Below are 16,262 nucleotides of genomic sequence, written 5' to 3'. Positions count from 1 at the left end.
TAAACGCAGATTAAGTCAGCAGCGACTTAGCTTTTGAGTAATTTATCTGGCGGATGTGTTTGCTTTAGATGTTCGCGACTGACCAATGGGCGAGTCTGCTGGGCGATACCCCGATTTCCAAATAGCAAACGGCACAATCGTCGCTGGTGCGCCGTTATCGTAAAACCAGCTATCCACCGCGAATCGCTCACCTGTACTAATATCATGCATTACCGCGGTTGAATGTGGCCAACCGTTAAAAAAGAAACTACGGGTTCGCGTATCTTCCACTTCGTGCCATTTCATTAAATCCGCTTGCCGCATTAATCGTATATAGGTTGTGGTGTTAATTGCTTCATCGTTACAGTCTAGCTGACCGCTAAGATTGCCACTATAGAAAGTACCGGCAATGTCGTTAGACGTGCCGACTTTTTCACCAACAATCTCTTCTAACAAACCGATTGCCTGGGCGATCTTTTCGCGTTCTTGCATTGCATTAAGCGGTACATCGGATACAAATAAATGCACTACTTTTTGCCATTCTTCGGCAGTTAATGTAACTTGCCTCACTTCTGCGCAGCCACCGCCAAAACAAACTTCAAAAGCTTCAAGACTGGGTGTTTGATGAAAAATACGCGACATTTCCGATAATGCCGCTTGTGCATAACTGGCTGTTATTGCCAGCCACATTGCGACGATTAATTGATATGACAGTGTTTTATATAACAGCGTTTTAAATGATAATAGCAGCGTTCGGCAATTCATTTTTGTTCTCACTATCGGCTGGATAATATTGATGCAACAACGCACCAATCTGCTGAATACCATCCAGCACACCTGCTTCAAATTCGCCACGCCTGAATTGCAATTCCATTGCATGACAAATCACTTCCCACCCATCGTTACTCACATGCCGATGGATACCTCGATCCGCCACAATTTCCACATCACGGTCTGCCAGCAAAAGGTAAATCAGCACACCATTATTGTTTTCGGTATCCCAAATACCCAGATGGCTAAACAACTCAACTGCACGTTTTTTTGGCATTTTTTTGGTGATAATTTCCAGCGGATGCAAACCGGCTTCCACTACAAAGCGTATCTCACCTGTATGCGTTAATTCGCTGGTTTTAATCGCTTGCTCGATACGACGCAAGGCCGCCTTTGAAAAGTGCCGCTGCACCTGCCAATTTGAAGGAATAGCAGCGCTAATAAGATGCGAAAAAAATCGCGCAATCGGATGTCTACGCTTCATTTGCCAAAAATCTCCGTTTTGTCAATCGCCCCGATTTACCAATCACCAGAAGCTCCGCCGCCGCCAAAACCACCGCCACCGCCACCCCAACTGCTAGAGCCGCCACCGAAGCCGCCGCCCATTCCACCACCCATGGGCATACCACCTAAACCACGACTACCCATCATCATAGTAAAAAAGAAAGCAACTATAGCGAAAATAACCGCGCCGCCGAATGCAATTCCCAGCAGCCAAACTGCGCCACCTACTAGACCGCCATTGACTGCACTGCCGAAAAATGTGCCGAATATACTGCGCAAGAACAAACCTGAAATCAAGCCGCCAAACAACAAAATGGGCAATAAGTTTTCCAAACTACTGCCGTTATTGGCAGCTCTTGTTGGCGCTGGTAAAGGTTCGCCATTCACTAAGCCAATCAATACGTCTATTCCCGCATCCAAGCCGCCAAAATAATCGCCCTGTTTAAATCTTGGTGAAATAGTTTCAGTTATCACCCGCTTGGCGGTTAAATCGGGAATCGCACCTTCCAAGCCGTAGCCGACTTCAATGCGTAATTTTCGATCCTCTTTTGCCACTAACAGCAGCAAGCCGTCATCAATTTTTTTGCGACCGACTTTCCATTTATCTACGACACGGATTGCATATTGCGCAATATCTTCCGGCTGTGTACTTGGCACAATCAGCACGGCGATCTGGCTGCCTTTTTGTTGCTCAAAAGCCGCTAATTTGGCTTCTAGTTGGCCTTGCTGTTCTACCGATAATGTTTGGGTTAAATCAGTTATACGCGATTTAAGTTCCGGAATAGCGACAAGCTGTGCATGCGCCATGCCAGATGTTAGTAGAAACATCACGCACAGCGCATACAAGCTCGCTTTTAGCTTAGAAAACACTTTTATAGTGAATAATTGCGTTGGCAAAATTATTGAGCTAAAAACAGATTAACTTAATGATATTTAAGCTATTTTTTATTGCCAAAATCCACTTTAGGTGGTGCAGAAATCGCTTTTTCATTTTCTACCGTAAATGATGGCTTGGCTTTGTAGCCAAACATCATCGCAGTTAAATTATTAGGAAAGCTACGCACGGCAACGTTGTAGTCTTTAATGGTAGTAATATAACGATTACGCGCCACTGCGACGCGATTCTCTGTCCCTTCAAGCTGCGCTTGCAAATCCCTGAAGCCCTGGTCTGCTTTCAAATTAGGATAATTCTCTGCTACCGCCATCAAGCGTGATAGTGCCGATGTTAACTGCCCTTGCGCTGCCTGAAATCTGGCAAATGCTTCTGGGTCATTTAACAATTCTGGTGTGACTTGCATGCTGCCGACTTTTGAGCGCGCATTCGCTACGTCGGTTAATACTTCCTGCTCATGCGTGGCGTAACCTTTAACGGTTTCGACTAAATTGGGGACCAAATCTGCACGACGTTGATATTGGTTTAACACTTCTGACCAGCTGGCTTTTGCTTCTTCATCCAGACTTTGAAACGTGTTGTATCCACAGCCCGATAAACTTAACATTAAAATTAATGGTAAAAGTTTCTGCCAAAAAGTACGCATTTTTAACTCCTTAATAGTGTCATTACAATTGTTTTAATAAGGCTAATTACTGCCAATTCAAGCACTCACAACGCTTAACGCCATACATAAATCATCCCATGTTTTCGCTTTATTGGGTAAATGCTGCAACAGATCATCAGGATGATAAGTGGCTATCACTTGCACGCTATCCACTAAATGAATTTTGCCACGTAAATTCTCAATAGATTGTGTGCTAGTTAACAGTTGTTGCGCAGCAATTTCCCCCATCGCTACTACTACACTAGTACCAGAAGCTGCAATATCCTGGGTTAATTGCTGTGTATGTATAGTTTGCATGGGTTTGATTTTTAGTGCGCGTAAAATATTGTTAAACAAATCTATAGATTGCCCGCTTAAAACTGCTGGCAACACAAATGCCCATTTCTTGTCGGTCGATACGATAAATATAGCACTAGCTGCAACTACACCTTCAATTGGCTTACTTTCAACTACGGCAACTGGAGTTGGTGGTATCGATTCAGTAACTGGTTTCTCTGCTACTGGTGCGCGCAATTTCCAAACTGGCAATAGTTCTAATTCGCGCAACACATCTTCACGAGTCATCACAAAAGCGTCATCACGCGATACCATTAGAGCGCCAATCCCATTAATACCGCATCTTCACGGCCATTATGTGCAGGATAATAGCCACGGCGTACAGCCATTTCGCAAAACCCCATGTTTTCGTACAATGCAATGGCCGAAATATTACTAGGGCGCACTTCTAAAAACATATTAGCAGCCCTGTGATTTTTAGCAATCTGTAACATATGTTCCAATAAATATCTGCCCAAGCCTTGTTTTTGCTGGTCTTTGGCGATGCTCAAATTAAGCAGATGCGCTTCATCCAGCACCATCATTAATAACGCGTAACCAATCATTTTTTGATTAAGCTCTAAAACCCAAGCGCTGTATCCAGAATTGAGCGAGTCGCTGAAATTACCGCGCGTCCAAGGATGACTGTAAATCGTTGGTTCGATTGCCATTACTGCATCCAAATCATCCATTTGCATAGGCCGAAGTTGATAATTAGGTTTTAGGCTTTTATATTGATCAAACATGGCACTCATAACCGCAATCCTTGTTCGCGCTCCAGCGTAGTTAATGCTACGCGATTACGAATATAGATTGGCATCGCTTCCATTGCCGGTTTCGCCTGCCCTGCCGCAAAAACGGGCTGCGCTAAACGTAAAATAGCCTCAGCAGTTGGCGTAATACCTTGTAAAATATTTGGCAATATTTGACTTAAATTGTCGGTATAAACTTGCGTTAATACATCACTATAAGCAGCCCAACCGCTACCGGCACCAAACCAATCTCCACCTTCCAGCGTTGGTGCATCTTGTGGCTTGCACACTTTGGTTTCACTTATTTCAAGCCAGATGCCATTTTGCTTAACTAAAACCGCATGATAAATCTCACCCATGCGCGCATCCAGACAGACAATCACTTTATCCTGTCCGCTTGCCTCGGCCACAGCGGTTAATGTATTAATACCCACAACCGGCAAATTGGCACCAAACCCCAAACCTTGTGCCACGCCACTGGCAATGCGTACACCGGTAAACGCGCCAGGGCCTGCGCCAAAAGCTATGCCATCTAAGTCTTTTAGCTGTACGTTAGTAGAATCTAGTAAAACCTGAATTTGCGGCAACACCAGTTGTGATGACGCTGAACCGGTTTCTTGATAATGCGTGAACGTGCGCTCGCCCAGCTTTAATGCCAGCGACAAAAATTCGGTAGAGGTGTCTAGTGCCAGTAAATTCATGCTAAAGAGATCATTTAATCAGCCACTATTTTACCGCGCAATTGCTTCACTTGCCCACGCTGAGTTTTACTTTCTAACCTGCGCTGTTTTGAACCATAACTCGGCCGCGTGGCGTAGCGTGTTGGCTTCACCTGATTTGCTGCGTTCACAATCTCATGCAAACGCTTGATCGCATCTTTCTTATTCGCTTCCTGCGTACGAAATTGCTGCGCTTTCAATATCAACACACCCTCATCCGTAATGCGGTTATCTTTGCCATGGATTAACTTTTCCTTCAACCAATCACTCAAACTACTAGCGACAATATCAAAACGCAGATGAATCGCGCTAGAAACCTTATTCACATTCTGCCCGCCAGCGCCTTGCGCACGAATGGCGGTAAGTTCGTATTCAGTTTCGGGGATTAATATCATGCGTTTTCTTGTAGGTTTACAGAAAAGAAAGCCTCTACATCAGCTAGTTCTTTAGTCCGTTTAAACGGTGGCAAGCTTTGCCAGATGCGCCTGCCATAGGGCTTTGTAATCAATCTTGGATCACAAATCACTAGTACGCCCCTATCCAGTTCATCGCGTATCAATCGGCCTGCGCCTTGTTTTAAGGTAATGACGGAATACGGTAATTGGTATTCCATAAACGCATTTTTGCCTTCTTGGTTCATTTTATCGATTCGCGCAGAAAGCACAGGATCATCAGGCGGGGCGAACGGGAGTTTGTCAATAATCACAACCGAAAGCGCTTCGCCGCGTACATCTACGCCCTCCCAAAAACTTTGGCTGCCAACTAGCACAGCATTACCATGTGCGCGGAATCTATCCAGCAATTCAGTGCGCGTGCTTTCGCCTTGCATCAGCAGTGGATATTCCATACCAGCACTAGCAAAAGCATCTTTTAGTAATGCATGCACTTCACGCATGGCTTTAAGCGATGTGCATAATACAAATGCACGGCCTTGACTGGCTTGGATAACCGGCAAACTGACAGCAGCAACGGCAGCGGCATAACTGAAATTATTCGGGTCTGGCATATTAGCTGGCGCATACAACAGTGCTTGATTGCCGTAATCAAACGGACTTTCCCAAAAACCCGTTTCAGCTGCATGCAAACCCATTTGCGCGATGTAATGGCTGAAATCACTTTTAACCGCTAACGTAGCAGAAGTAAAAATCCAAGCGCGCGGCTGTGCGTTTAGCTGCTTGCTAAAACCATCTGCCACACTCAGCGGCGTGGCGTGTAGCTGAACAGACTGCGTAAACACTTCCACCCAGCGTACCAAATTCGCGTTTTCGGCTTTAATCCAACTTTTAAGCTGCTCGCTTAACGCCTCTCCGCGCTGCCAACATTTTTCCAGCATCGGATCGCGCGCAGCTTGGCTTTCAAGTACCTTGTTTAAATCGGTTAACATGTTTTGCATGTCTAAAAATGCCGCATCAAAATTTCTGAGCGCCAATGCTTTCTGCACAGGCATGCGCGAACCCTCAAACTGAAAGACCAGCCTAAAATCTTTACAGGCTTTTTCTAGTTTAGGAATTGCCTCGCCCAACGCCACACAGTCTTTGGCAAGCGTTAAATGCGCAGCAGTGCTATCGCGGCATAGTTCGATTAATTGACTGGTGGAAATATCTTCACCAAAAAACAGACCAGCCACTTCCGGCAATTGATGCGCCTCATCAAAAATGACTGTGTTGGCAGAAGGCAAAAGCTCCGCCACGCCTTCATCGCGCAGCATCACATCGGCAAAAAACAAATGATGGTTCACCACTACCACGTCAGCTGCCAGCGCTTTTTTCCGTGCTTCCATCACAAAACAATCTTTGTAGAAATTACAATCCTGCCCCAAACAATTATCACGATTAGAAGTCACATTCAGCCAAATAGTGGCATTCTCAGGCACTTCAGTTAACTCACTTTTATCGCCCGTTTTTGAGTTTTCAGCAAAGTTTTTGACTAAGTGTACATAGTTGGCATCTTCGCGCGAGGCGAAACGCCCACTTTGCGCGGCTGCTTCTAAATGATAATGGCAGACATAATTAGAGCGCCCTTTCAACATGGCAACGGTGACAGGTACTTTTAGCGCATCACGCACATTGGGTAAATCGCGGTTAAACAATTGGTCTTGCAAGGTTTTAGTACCAGTGGAAATAATCACTTTACCGCCCGAAAGCAAGGCTGGAACAAGATACGCAAATGTTTTCCCCGTACCAGTGCCCGCTTCTGCAATCAACTGTTTGCTATCTTTAATCGCAGACTCAATCGCTAAAGCCATTTCAAGCTGCTGGCGACGCTCTGAAAAGCCTTCGATTGCTTCAGCTAAAGTACCGCCCTGCTTAAAAACTTGCGTTAATTGTGAATTTTCGACCATCCTTAAATTATCCCATGAATACTTCATACGATTCAGCCGCACACATAAAAAGTATTGCGTTATACTTTATTACTTGTTAGCCTAGCGCTGCTGTTCGCTTGAAATGATGGTTTTAATTCTGTTCTATCTCTAGGGAGGATATATGGATTTAGCTTTGATTATTCAATTAGTTAGTGGTGCAGTAGGTGGCAATGTCGCGGGTGGTTTGCTTAAAGATGTTAGCTTAGGTACGCTGGGCAACTCATTAGTCGGCATATTAGGCGGTGGTTTAGGCGGTCAATTATTGAGCATGTTAGGCGTAGGCGGCGCAGAAGCGGCTGGCAGCGTAGACATTGCATCCATAGTCTCGCAAGTAGCAGGTGGTGGCGTAGGCGGTGGTGTGCTACTGGTAATAGTTGGCTTAATAAAAAACGCTTTAGCTAAAAAATAACTATTCAACCTAGCCTATTTTGGATTTCATTGTTTAGTCTTAAAACTGTCAGTTTTAAGTAGACCTTGTACATCATAAGATAGGCCTCATTTTTATCCAAAAAGATTAAATTTATCTAAAATTATTGCATGAAGTTTTTTATTTTCTTTGTTACTGTTTTTTTAAGTGTTTGCTTAAACGCAAATGCAGAGCAGTCATTCTTACAGAATGCAGCAGGCATTACGCTATATAGCGTAGATGATTCTGAAGAGTTAAACCATGAAGAAAAACCTGATAATTGGCAATCACGCGCGCAAGAAGTACTTGTTAACGCACTAAGTTTAACGGGCATTCAATATAAATATGGTGGAAAAAGCCCTGAAACAGGCTTTGATTGCAGCGGATTCGTACGCTATGTATTCAGTCAAGCAACTAATTTATCGCTGCCTCCGACCGCTCGCGCCATTAGTCAAATCGGCAAAACAGTTAAAAAAGATGAGTTACAGCCAGGCGATCTGGTGTTTTTTAACACATTAAAATCGGCATTCTCGCATGTTGGCATTTATATGGGCGATAACAAATTCATTCATGCGCCAAGCACAGGCAAAACCGTGCGCGTTGAGAGCATGAAAAGTAGTTATTGGGCAAAACGCTTTAATGGCGCGCAGCGACTGGATACAGAAGTTGAAAAATCTGCAATTAATGCCAGATGAAACCGAATCAAATCAATTCTATTAAAATAAAAAAGCGGCCAGAGCCGCTTTTTTATTTTGCTATCTCAATCTATATTAAATAGATGCTTAAGGCATGATTGATCAAATTTTACTCATGGAACTTAGCAATTTCACCCGGTTTACGTAGCATTTTATCTACCTCGCCCAAATGTAATTCTTCTTGATAAATCATCTCGCGCGCATATTCTTCCAGCATCACAGAATCACCTTCTACCAATTTCAGCAACGCTTTATATGCGTTCAGTGCAATTGTTTCGTGTGCCAATGATTCGCGCAAAATGTCACCAATATCGTGATTATGTGTTTCTAATAATGGGCCAATTGACAATGATGGATGTCCGCCCATATGTGTAATTAACTCACCCGCTTTATCAGCATGGGTTAATGATTCTGCTGCTTGGCTGCGCAACCAGGAAACGATTGGAATACGGTTGTATCCAAATACCATGAGCGCGTAATGTGTATAGCGTACAACACCAGCTAGTTCCAACTCTAAAATTGTATTTAAAGCGCTCACTACCGGGCTTTTTATACCATGATCTGCTGACATTTTCTTCTCCTAAACTGTTAGTAAGTTGAGTGTTATATTTCACTTACAGACTCAATGGAACGCAGTTTATACCAAATAAAAATAGCTTGCAGAATTGCAAATAGTTCGCATTGTCACTATCAAATAGATTAGAAAAACCAATCACATGTACAAATGCTATCTGGTTTGTTTATTCAGTCTGCCTATCGCTATGACCCAAATCCCGTTCGGGTGCAATGACATCGCGAATCAACTGTTTTAACTCTTTAGATTCTGGAAAACGCCCTGCTTGCTTGCGATTAAATATGACGACATCATTCAAACGCACTTCAAATATCCCACCAGTTCCCGGCTGCAAGCTCACGGCTTTTAAATCTGCTTCAAAAGTGGTTAATAACTCTTGCGCAAGCCAAGCTGCGCGCAGTAGCCAGCGGCATTGCGTACAATATTCTATATTTACTTTATGTGTGCTCAACATGCATCTCTATCATTGTAAAGTTTGGCAAAATTACCTTCACGTACTATTCAATTAACTTGAAATAGCGCAAAATGAACCTATTGTTTTATTTTAAGCTCATAGTTGAGTGATATACACGACTTAATGTGTAGCAAATGATTAATTTATTAAAAAGGGTGTGCATGCGGTCTTCTTTTGAAAAAATAGGGTTAATTGGATCTGGTGTCTTAGTAGGAGTATTGATTAGCCTAAACTTTTCGGCATTAGCCGAAAAAACGAGCGTATCGCAATTGCCGCTAGATGATTTGCGCGTATTTGCTGAAGTATTTGGCAAAGTAAAGAGTGATTATGTAGAGCCTGTTGAAGATAAAAAACTAATCAATGAGGCCTTAACTGGGATGCTTTCTGGATTAGATCCACATTCTACCTTTATGGATGCCGATGGCTATAAGGACCTGCAGGCAGGTACGCAAGGTGAATTTGGCGGACTGGGCATTGAAGTCGCCATGGAAGATGGCTTGGTTAAAGTAATTACCCCAATTGAAGACAGCCCTGCTTACAAAGCAGGCTTAAAATCCGGCGATTTAATTTCAAAGTTAGATGAAACGCAAGTGCGTGGATTAAACCTGAATGACGCGGTTAAAAAAATGCGCGGCAAACCAGATACTTCAATTGTTTTAACGGTATTGCGTAAAGGTGAAACTAAACCTCTTACTTTTACATTAACCCGTGCCATCATTAAATCGCAAAGTGTTAAAAATAAGTTTATCGAGCAGGACTACGCTTATTTGCGTATCACGCAGTTCCAAGAACATACTGGCGAAGATTTAGCCAAAGCGTTAAAAGATTTACGTGTGCAAAATAAAGGCCCTTTCAAAGGCATCGTGCTTGATTTACGCAATAACCCAGGCGGCTTGTTAGATGCTGCAGTCGGCGTTTCGGCTGCATTTTTACCTAAAGATGAATTGGTGGTGTATACCGAAGGCCGTACAGCCGACGCAAAAATGCACTTAAATGCGACACCACTTGATTATGCGCGCCGTGGCAAAGTGGATTATTTAAAAGATGAACCGGCTGATTACAAGAAAACACCGATTGTTGTGTTAATCAACAATGGCTCAGCTTCAGCATCTGAAATCGTGGCAGGCGCATTGCAAGACCACAAGCGCGCGACTATTTTGGGCACACAAAGCTTTGGTAAAGGTTCTGTACAAACGATTTTACCGATGAATAACGGCAGTGCAATCAAATTGACGACTGCCCGTTACTTCACACCTAAAGGCCGTTCGATTCAGGCCAAAGGTATCGTGCCGGACATTATTGTAGAAGATGGTTTTGATCAATCGAATAATATTCGTGAGGCAGATTTAGCCAAGCATTTATCGAACCCAAAAGAAGCTGAAGCACCGGCTAAAGTAATCGATGAAGAAAAAGCATTGGCTGTACAAAAAGCCAATGAGAAGAAATTTGCTGAACAGAAAGGCCCAATTGAACCGGCCAGCAAAGATGATATTCAATTTGTGCAGGCGATGAATGTACTGAAAGGCTTACCGGTACAAAAATCTCCGGAAGTAAAAGCACCAGAAACAAAACCTGCTGAAGAAAAAACACCTGACGTTAAAAAATAAACTGTAACGCCTTAAAGCCCTGTTAGAGCTTGTATTCAATACAGGTCTTCTAACAGGGCTTTTTTATGATACTTTAAGTATTAATAACTGGTCATTATCTGACATCTTGCGCGTGCAAAATACGGCAGATAAGATATTGCAGAGTAGCATGTTATTGCAAAACAACTGGGTTATACTGGGCTTATTGGTTGGGAAGAATCATGATATTAGACAAATTAATCACCACATTTGATACAGGCTTACGCACCATATTTGCACAGGCCGTTGCTGGCAGAGAGCGACCTGATGTAAACATTGAGGAAATGCCGCTTAGTGAATCACAAAGAAGCCAAGCCGCATCATTAATGCGCATTAATCATGTAGGCGAGGTGTGCGCGCAGGCTTTATACAGTGGTCAGGCTTTTACGTCGCGTAATCCTCAAATCGTACAAAGCTTGCAACATGCTGCCGATGAGGAAACTGATCATCTCGCCTGGTGCGAAATGCGCATTAATGAGCTTGGTGGGCGGAAAAGTCTTCTCAACCCAGTATGGTATGTTGGCAGCTTTGCCTTAGGCGCCACAGCTGGCTTGATGAGTGACAAATGGAACTTAGGCTTTTTAGCCGAAACTGAGCAGCAAGTATCCAACCATTTAAACAACCATTTAAATAAATTAAGTGATGCTGACATTAAAACGCGTACAATCGTCAGCCAAATGCAGCAGGATGAAGCAGCACATGCGGCAGAAGCAAAACAGCTTGGTGCAAACGATTTGCCGCAGCCAGTTAAAGCTGGCATGAAACTCGCTTCTAAAATCATGACAACAACAGCATATTACGTGTAGCAGCATGAACAGAACTGACAACAATATTGGTAGCAAAACAGCCATGAATCGAGGCGATTGAAAATGCAAAAATTTAGTGATGTACTATTAACCTTAGATAGCGTGGATGACGTAAAGCGTATTGAACTGTTTTTTGAAAGCGGAAAACTTGCTGGTGTGATTGAAAACAAACCTGGCAGTCAAGGTTCGCTCAAAGTGTTTAACCATTTATACAAAATGTTTGGTGCCATTACATTGGATGCTGCGGTAGAAGGTTTAGCTTTATTTGCAGAGCATACGGAAGACGCTGAAAACTGCCCTGGCAAGCACCCTAATGTAGACAGGTTACTGAATGTGTTAGAAAACGAAGCGCCGTTAACCGTTAAAATTGTCACTTAGCCAATTTATTAACACTCCAATTTTGTTGCTTACTTTACTGATTTAATCCTGCAGATATCGGCGGATGATAAATCAATTCCAGTAAATGCCCCACAGCGTCCAGACAGTAGAAACCGCGTGAACCGTCACGATGCGTTTTTGGCGCCTCTGTTATTTTCACACCGTTTTGTACAAAATACGCATGCCAATTATCTACGTCCTGTGGTGCGTTCAATACAAAGCCAATATGGTCTAATCGCTGCTGCGCCTGCGGCACATAGTCAACGCGATGCAGTGCAAACACATCGCCGCCATTAGTTAAATAGACATTGTCAGGGTCAGGTTGCCACTCAATACGCATCCCCATAATGCGCGTATAAAAATCTACTGCTGCTTCTAAGTTTTTAACAAACAAAGCGAGATGACGAATGCCTAACATGCCCTGTGGCTGACTATTTAACATTAAACAGTACCTGTTTTAATCTCATAATCATGTGTAATTTCAACCGATTTACTTAACATGATAGAAGCCGAGCAATATTTCTCTGCCGACAACTTCACTGCGCGCTCTACTTGCGTTTCATTCAAGTTATCGCCTGTAATCACAAAATGCACATGAATTTTGGTAAACACTTTGGGAATCTCATTGGCGCGTTCCGCATCGATTTCTGCGACACAATCGACAATAGGCTGGCGCGATTTTTTCAGTATCGTGACAACATCGAAAGCAGTGCAAGCACCCATGCCGATTAGCAACATTTCCATTGGACGCATACCGATATTACGACCACCATTTTCAGGCGCCCCGTCCAACACTACCGCATGACCCGTTTCAGATTCGCCAACAAAACTGACATCTTCAACCCACTTGATTCTAACTTTCATGATTGATTCCTACTTTATTTTGCTGTTGTCACGATTTTACTATTGCTAGACCATAAATCATCAGCTTCTAAGCCAGACAAGGCACAAGGTTGAAAAATCGCGCCTACATACTATCTGTATGCTGCGTGCACTTTCTCAACCTTGCAACACCGTGGCGACGAAGATGATAATTTTATTTGACGTCTAATAGTTCTACATCAAAAACTAAAGTGGCATTCGGCGGAATCACACCGCCTGCACCGCGTGCACCGTAGCCCATTTCTGGCGGAATAACTAATGTGCGTTTGCCGCCAATTTTCATCCCAGCAAAACCTTCATCCCAACCTTGAATCACTTGGCCGCCACCTAAAAAGAAATTGAATGGTTCTTTTCTGTCTACGCTACTATCAAACTTCTTGCCTTTATGGCCTTCCGCCGCTGCGTCGTACAGCCAGCCAGTGTAATGTACAGTCACGTTAAAACCTGGTTCGGCTTCGCGGCCAGTGCCTACTTGTGTATCAATTTTTTGTAATTCTGTGATGTTTGCAGTCATTGCAGTTTTTTCCTGTGTTGATGTAGTTGTTTCGGCGTTACAAGCATTTAAAGTGGTTAATAAAATGCCTGCGATTAAAATATTAAGTAGTTTCATCGTCGCTTATTCAGTGAAATGTAAAGCCAATATGATACTGCATAATCAATTCAGTTCGCCAATGTGCCGTATTGAACAGACTTGTACATAAAAACCCCGATCAAGTTAATGGTTATAAACCCATTCAATCAACGCATCTTGCGCAGTTCTGCTGGCGGCTGCATTTGCGTCATTAACAATAAAGACAAACACGTAACGCTTATTTTGGCTACTTAAAACATAGCCCGCTACCGCACTCACGCCATCTAATGAGCCGGTTTTCAAATGCACACGCTGTTGGGCTACACTATCTTTTAAGCGGTTTTTTGCCGTGCCATCTAAACCTAATATTGGTAGTGAAGCTAATAATTCCGGCATCACTGGGCTATTGTAAGCACTCACTAGCATTTGACCCAAGTGCTGGCTGCTCACACGTTCGATTCGCGACAATCCTGAACCATTTTCAAGCACCAACTCTTTAGCTTCTATACTTTTAGAGGCCAGCCAGTTTTTAACCACCGTTTCACCCTTGGCTTCTGTTGCAGGCAAAACTTGTTTTTCTGCGGCCAGCGTCAACAGCAATTGTCGCGCTGTTAGATTATTACTCCACTTATTCATGTCACGTATCACATAACCCAAAGGCTCAGACACCTGTTCAACTACTTTTATCACTGAGATTTTTAAATTATGTGTTGCTGATAAACTCTGCTCTTCTGACAAATCTTGCTTCTCTGGCAAAGCCTGATTTTTGAGCTTCCCGTTGAACACGCCACCCAATTCACGCCACAGTTTTTTAAAGGTGTAAAACGCATATTGTTCATCATCCAACACGCTCAATTCTAAATAACGCTCACCACAATCTGGCGAAAATGTGCCGTTGAAAGTCACAACTACGCCGTCCGGTTCAGTTTTAACGGTATATGCAAAACGATTACGCCAGTCACCACAAGCGCCTTGACTTAACTGCATATTATTGACAACTTTTACTGCATTTAACTCAAATTCTTGATTCACATTTACAGCCGTATCTGTTGTGCTGAACCTAAAGCTAGTATGGCGTCCGTTGACCAGAAACGCACTGGATTGTGCATTATAGGCACGCCAAATTTCCGCATCAAAGGCTGGACGATTGCCTGATTTTTCAGCAAAAATACTTTTATCAATGATTAAATCGCCCTTAATTTCGTTAATGCCCGCTTGTTGTAATCGCATTAATAATTGCCAAAAATCTTGCACTTTAAAACTTGGGGCACCGTAGCCTTTAATGATGAGATTGCCATTCAAAACGCCATTAATCACATCACCATCACGATAAATCTCGGTTTTCCAGCGGTAAGCGGGCGTTAATAAATCCAGGGCTGCGTTTGTAGTGATCAACTTCATCACGCTGGCTGGGTTAAGGCCTATTTCAGCATTGTGTGTGATGCTTGGTCGAGTTCCATCTACGGCTTGCACATAAACGCCAACGCTAGCTTGTGGAATGCGTGATTGTTTTAATGCATCTATTACGCTGGCTGGCAGTTCAGCATAAGCAGCACAGGAGAAAAAACACAGGAATAAGGTGGCAATGACTTTTATGCTCATATCGCCAATTGCACACTTTTAAGCGCTGCATCCAGCATAAAATCTATTTCAGATTCTGAAATCGTATAAGGCGGCATGAAATATACCGTGTTACCAATGGGACGAATTAACAGGCCATTTTTTAAAGCTGCTGCATAACAATCACGAGAAAAATGCACACTCTCACTTTTCACATCAAATGCCGTAATCATGCCTTGATAACGTAGATGCTCAATCGGCAAGTGAGTAAACGCTTGCATTTTAGTAGTTAAGTAAGCGGCCTTTGCCCGATTTTTTTCTAATACATTCTCTGTTTCAAAAATGGCTAATGTCGCTAAAGCAGCACTGCACGCCAAGGGATTTCCCGTGTAGCTATGACTATGTAAAAAACCTTTTGCGACACTGTCATCATAAAATGCCGCATAGACTTCATCCGTCGTTAACACCACAGATAACGGCAAATAGCCGCCGGTAATCCCCTTAGACAAGCAAATGAAATCCGGCCTGACATTTGTCTGCTCACAAGCAAATAGAGTTCCGGTGCGACCAAAACCGACCGCAATCTCATCGGCAATTAAATGTACTTGGTATTGCTGGCAAATCTCACGCGCTCGGCGCAAATAAACAGGATGATACATACCCATACCAGCCGCACATTGCACCAACGGCTCAATGATAAAAGCCGCCAGTTCATGATGATGCTGACTGACATAGTGTTCTAGCTGTTCAGCGCAGCGCAAAGCAAAGCTTTCTGCACTTTCACCCGCTTCTGCCAATCTAAAATCAGGGCTGGGCATTTGTGCAGATTGCATTAACAAGGGCGCATAAGTATCTTTAAAAATCGCCACATCGGTCACGCCCAGCGCGCCCAGTGTTTCGCCGTGATAACTGTTTTGCAGGCTGATAAATTTGGTTTTATTTGATTTCCCACTATTGCGCCAATAATGAAAGCTCATCTTAAGCGCAATTTCAGTCGCACTGGCGCCATCGCTGGCATAAAACGCATGACCCAAGCCGGTGAGTTGCGCTAGTTTTTCCGATAATGCAACCACAGGCTCATGCGTGAATCCTGCCAGCATCACATGCTCCAGCGTATCCAACTGTTGCTTAATCGCATCTTTAATACGTGGATTATTGTGGCCGAACAGATTTACCCACCAACTGCTGACTGCGTCCAGATATTGATTGCCCGCTACATCATAAAGCCAAACGCCCTCGCCACGCTGAATGGGGATGAGAGGGTAAGCCTCATGCTGCTTCATCTGCGTGCAGGGATGCCACACCGATTGCAAACTGCGGTTTAAAAGATTTTGGTTAGACATAAAGAAT

Annotated in this window: 21 protein-coding genes; 5 read left to right on the top strand and 16 right to left on the bottom strand. The window is 43.5% G+C overall.

All coding sequences use genetic code 11. The annotated features are described in order from the left end of the window. Positions 1 to 42: 42 nt before the first annotated feature. From K370_RS09500 to K370_RS09460, 9 genes are all read right to left on the bottom strand, one after another. Positions 43 to 744 carry a hypothetical protein gene (locus K370_RS09500; RefSeq protein WP_235272728.1) on the bottom strand — a complete coding sequence of 234 codons (702 nt, stop codon included), beginning with the start codon at positions 742 to 744 and terminating at the stop codon, positions 43 to 45. Next, positions 713 to 1,234: a TPM domain-containing protein gene (locus K370_RS09495; protein WP_047541166.1), complete on the bottom strand. Its 522-nt coding sequence runs from the start codon at positions 1,232 to 1,234 to the stop codon at positions 713 to 715. The genes K370_RS09500 and K370_RS09495 overlap by 32 nt, the downstream gene beginning before the upstream one ends. 35 nt (positions 1,235 to 1,269) lie before the next feature. Then, positions 1,270 to 2,082, bottom strand: a complete 813-nt coding sequence (locus K370_RS09490; protein ID WP_200883511.1) for a TPM domain-containing protein — start codon at positions 2,080 to 2,082, stop codon at positions 1,270 to 1,272. Positions 2,083 to 2,192: 110 nt separating this feature from the next. Further along, positions 2,193 to 2,792: a LemA family protein gene (locus K370_RS09485; protein ID WP_047541164.1), complete on the bottom strand. Its 600-nt coding sequence runs from the start codon at positions 2,790 to 2,792 to the stop codon at positions 2,193 to 2,195. 57 nt (positions 2,793 to 2,849) lie between these two features. After that, positions 2,850 to 3,404, bottom strand: coding sequence for a uracil-DNA glycosylase family protein (locus K370_RS09480; protein ID WP_047541161.1), 555 nt, complete (start codon positions 3,402 to 3,404; stop codon positions 2,850 to 2,852). Continuing rightward, positions 3,404 to 3,883: a ribosomal protein S18-alanine N-acetyltransferase gene (gene rimI / locus K370_RS09475; RefSeq protein ID WP_081977188.1), complete on the bottom strand. Its 480-nt coding sequence runs from the start codon at positions 3,881 to 3,883 to the stop codon at positions 3,404 to 3,406. The genes K370_RS09480 and rimI overlap by 1 nt, the downstream gene beginning before the upstream one ends. Continuing rightward, positions 3,880 to 4,581: a tRNA (adenosine(37)-N6)-threonylcarbamoyltransferase complex dimerization subunit type 1 TsaB gene (gene tsaB, locus K370_RS09470; protein ID WP_047541160.1), complete on the bottom strand. Its 702-nt coding sequence runs from the start codon at positions 4,579 to 4,581 to the stop codon at positions 3,880 to 3,882. The genes rimI and tsaB overlap by 4 nt, the downstream gene beginning before the upstream one ends. Positions 4,582 to 4,595: 14 nt before the next feature. After that, positions 4,596 to 4,994: an alternative ribosome rescue aminoacyl-tRNA hydrolase ArfB gene (gene arfB, locus K370_RS09465; RefSeq protein WP_047541159.1), complete on the bottom strand. Its 399-nt coding sequence runs from the start codon at positions 4,992 to 4,994 to the stop codon at positions 4,596 to 4,598. Then, the gene (locus K370_RS09460) at positions 4,991 to 6,940 is read right to left on the bottom strand and encodes an ATP-dependent DNA helicase (protein WP_047541158.1); all 1,950 of its coding nucleotides are present in this window, start codon (positions 6,938 to 6,940) and stop codon (positions 4,991 to 4,993) included. Before K370_RS09460 ends, arfB begins: the two co-directional genes overlap by 4 nt. Positions 6,941 to 7,082: 142 nt before the next feature. On the opposite strand from K370_RS09460, the gene K370_RS09455 reads away from it, so the two are divergent. Together K370_RS09455 and K370_RS09450 are read left to right on the top strand one after the other, a co-directional pair. Then, on the top strand, positions 7,083 to 7,370 hold the full coding sequence (locus K370_RS09455; protein WP_047541157.1) for a hypothetical protein: 288 nt from the start codon (positions 7,083 to 7,085) through the stop codon (positions 7,368 to 7,370). 128 nt (positions 7,371 to 7,498) lie between these two features. Continuing rightward, complete coding sequence (locus K370_RS09450) at positions 7,499 to 8,062, top strand: C40 family peptidase (protein WP_047541156.1); 564 nt, start codon at positions 7,499 to 7,501, stop codon at positions 8,060 to 8,062. Between the two features lie 109 nt (positions 8,063 to 8,171). Here K370_RS09450 and K370_RS09445 read toward each other — a convergent pair whose 3' ends face one another. Together K370_RS09445 and K370_RS09440 are read right to left on the bottom strand one after the other, a co-directional pair. Continuing rightward, on the bottom strand, positions 8,172 to 8,633 hold the full coding sequence (locus K370_RS09445; RefSeq protein WP_047541155.1) for a ferritin-like domain-containing protein: 462 nt from the start codon (positions 8,631 to 8,633) through the stop codon (positions 8,172 to 8,174). Positions 8,634 to 8,802: 169 nt separating this feature from the next. Further along, the gene (locus tag K370_RS09440) at positions 8,803 to 9,090 is read right to left on the bottom strand and encodes a SelT/SelW/SelH family protein (protein ID WP_047541154.1); all 288 of its coding nucleotides are present in this window, start codon (positions 9,088 to 9,090) and stop codon (positions 8,803 to 8,805) included. A 161-nt stretch (positions 9,091 to 9,251) separates the two neighbouring features. Between K370_RS09440 and K370_RS09435 the strand changes: the two genes are divergently transcribed. The 3 genes from K370_RS09435 (at position 9,252) to K370_RS09425 (ending at position 11,899) form a co-directional block, all read left to right on the top strand. Further along, positions 9,252 to 10,697 carry a S41 family peptidase gene (locus K370_RS09435; protein ID WP_047541869.1) on the top strand — a complete coding sequence of 482 codons (1,446 nt, stop codon included), beginning with the start codon at positions 9,252 to 9,254 and terminating at the stop codon, positions 10,695 to 10,697. Positions 10,698 to 10,897: 200 nt separating this feature from the next. Then, positions 10,898 to 11,521: a 2-polyprenyl-3-methyl-6-methoxy-1,4-benzoquinone monooxygenase gene (gene coq7, locus K370_RS09430; protein ID WP_047541153.1), complete on the top strand. Its 624-nt coding sequence runs from the start codon at positions 10,898 to 10,900 to the stop codon at positions 11,519 to 11,521. A gap of 63 nt (positions 11,522 to 11,584) precedes the next feature. After that, a complete protein-coding gene (locus K370_RS09425; protein ID WP_047541151.1) occupies positions 11,585 to 11,899 on the top strand; it encodes a DUF2322 family protein in 315 nt (104 codons plus the stop codon). A gap of 34 nt (positions 11,900 to 11,933) precedes the next feature. Here K370_RS09425 and K370_RS09420 read toward each other — a convergent pair whose 3' ends face one another. From K370_RS09420 to bioA, 5 genes are all read right to left on the bottom strand, one after another. Next, positions 11,934 to 12,341, bottom strand: a complete 408-nt coding sequence (locus tag K370_RS09420; protein ID WP_047541149.1) for a VOC family protein — start codon at positions 12,339 to 12,341, stop codon at positions 11,934 to 11,936. After that, positions 12,341 to 12,763, bottom strand: a complete 423-nt coding sequence (locus K370_RS09415; protein WP_047541148.1) for an OsmC family protein — start codon at positions 12,761 to 12,763, stop codon at positions 12,341 to 12,343. The genes K370_RS09420 and K370_RS09415 overlap by 1 nt, the downstream gene beginning before the upstream one ends. 172 nt (positions 12,764 to 12,935) lie before the next feature. Beyond that, positions 12,936 to 13,391 carry an FKBP-type peptidyl-prolyl cis-trans isomerase gene (locus K370_RS09410; RefSeq protein WP_200883474.1) on the bottom strand — a complete coding sequence of 152 codons (456 nt, stop codon included), beginning with the start codon at positions 13,389 to 13,391 and terminating at the stop codon, positions 12,936 to 12,938. Positions 13,392 to 13,496: 105 nt separating this feature from the next. Further along, positions 13,497 to 14,954 (bottom strand): D-alanyl-D-alanine carboxypeptidase/D-alanyl-D-alanine-endopeptidase, encoded by a 1,458-nt coding sequence (dacB, locus tag K370_RS09405; protein WP_047541145.1) that lies wholly within the window; start codon positions 14,952 to 14,954, stop codon positions 13,497 to 13,499. Continuing rightward, on the bottom strand, positions 14,951 to 16,255 hold the full coding sequence (gene bioA / locus K370_RS09400) for an adenosylmethionine--8-amino-7-oxononanoate transaminase (protein ID WP_047541144.1): 1,305 nt from the start codon (positions 16,253 to 16,255) through the stop codon (positions 14,951 to 14,953). Before bioA ends, dacB begins: the two co-directional genes overlap by 4 nt. Positions 16,256 to 16,262 lie beyond the last annotated feature (7 nt).

Origin of the sequence: Methylotenera versatilis 7, assembly GCF_000799165.1 — a bacterium.
Classification (GTDB): Bacteria; Pseudomonadota; Gammaproteobacteria; order Burkholderiales; family Methylophilaceae; genus Methylotenera_A; species Methylotenera_A versatilis_A.
Note: the sequence above shows the minus strand (reverse complement) of the source record. Positions and strands in the feature narration are given on the sequence as shown.

What these genes read in the sequence shown, in the direction of transcription:
- K370_RS09460 (WP_047541158.1), bottom strand. Translation starts at nt 6,940, where the DNA reads ATGGTCGAAAATTCACAATTAACGCAAGTTTTTAAGCAGGGCGGTACT.
- dacB (WP_047541145.1), bottom strand. Translation starts at nt 14,954, where the DNA reads ATGAGCATAAAAGTCATTGCCACCTTATTCCTGTGTTTTTTCTCCTGT.
- K370_RS09480 (WP_047541161.1), bottom strand. Translation starts at nt 3,404, where the DNA reads ATGGTATCGCGTGATGACGCTTTTGTGATGACTCGTGAAGATGTGTTG.
- K370_RS09455 (WP_047541157.1), top strand. Translation starts at nt 7,083, where the DNA reads ATGGATTTAGCTTTGATTATTCAATTAGTTAGTGGTGCAGTAGGTGGC.
- arfB (WP_047541159.1), bottom strand. Translation starts at nt 4,994, where the DNA reads ATGATATTAATCCCCGAAACTGAATACGAACTTACCGCCATTCGTGCG.
- K370_RS09500 (WP_235272728.1), bottom strand. Translation starts at nt 744, where the DNA reads ATGAATTGCCGAACGCTGCTATTATCATTTAAAACGCTGTTATATAAA.
- K370_RS09445 (WP_047541155.1), bottom strand. Translation starts at nt 8,633, where the DNA reads ATGTCAGCAGATCATGGTATAAAAAGCCCGGTAGTGAGCGCTTTAAAT.
- K370_RS09450 (WP_047541156.1), top strand. Translation starts at nt 7,499, where the DNA reads ATGAAGTTTTTTATTTTCTTTGTTACTGTTTTTTTAAGTGTTTGCTTA.
- K370_RS09435 (WP_047541869.1), top strand. Translation starts at nt 9,252, where the DNA reads ATGCGGTCTTCTTTTGAAAAAATAGGGTTAATTGGATCTGGTGTCTTA.
- tsaB (WP_047541160.1), bottom strand. Translation starts at nt 4,581, where the DNA reads ATGAATTTACTGGCACTAGACACCTCTACCGAATTTTTGTCGCTGGCA.
- K370_RS09440 (WP_047541154.1), bottom strand. Translation starts at nt 9,090, where the DNA reads ATGTTGAGCACACATAAAGTAAATATAGAATATTGTACGCAATGCCGC.
- K370_RS09485 (WP_047541164.1), bottom strand. Translation starts at nt 2,792, where the DNA reads ATGCGTACTTTTTGGCAGAAACTTTTACCATTAATTTTAATGTTAAGT.
- K370_RS09495 (WP_047541166.1), bottom strand. Translation starts at nt 1,234, where the DNA reads ATGAAGCGTAGACATCCGATTGCGCGATTTTTTTCGCATCTTATTAGC.
- K370_RS09410 (WP_200883474.1), bottom strand. Translation starts at nt 13,391, where the DNA reads ATGAAACTACTTAATATTTTAATCGCAGGCATTTTATTAACCACTTTA.
- coq7 (WP_047541153.1), top strand. Translation starts at nt 10,898, where the DNA reads ATGATATTAGACAAATTAATCACCACATTTGATACAGGCTTACGCACC.
- K370_RS09420 (WP_047541149.1), bottom strand. Translation starts at nt 12,341, where the DNA reads ATGTTAAATAGTCAGCCACAGGGCATGTTAGGCATTCGTCATCTCGCT.
- bioA (WP_047541144.1), bottom strand. Translation starts at nt 16,255, where the DNA reads ATGTCTAACCAAAATCTTTTAAACCGCAGTTTGCAATCGGTGTGGCAT.
- rimI (WP_081977188.1), bottom strand. Translation starts at nt 3,883, where the DNA reads ATGAGTGCCATGTTTGATCAATATAAAAGCCTAAAACCTAATTATCAA.
- K370_RS09415 (WP_047541148.1), bottom strand. Translation starts at nt 12,763, where the DNA reads ATGAAAGTTAGAATCAAGTGGGTTGAAGATGTCAGTTTTGTTGGCGAA.
- K370_RS09490 (WP_200883511.1), bottom strand. Translation starts at nt 2,082, where the DNA reads ATGTTTCTACTAACATCTGGCATGGCGCATGCACAGCTTGTCGCTATT.
- K370_RS09425 (WP_047541151.1), top strand. Translation starts at nt 11,585, where the DNA reads ATGCAAAAATTTAGTGATGTACTATTAACCTTAGATAGCGTGGATGAC.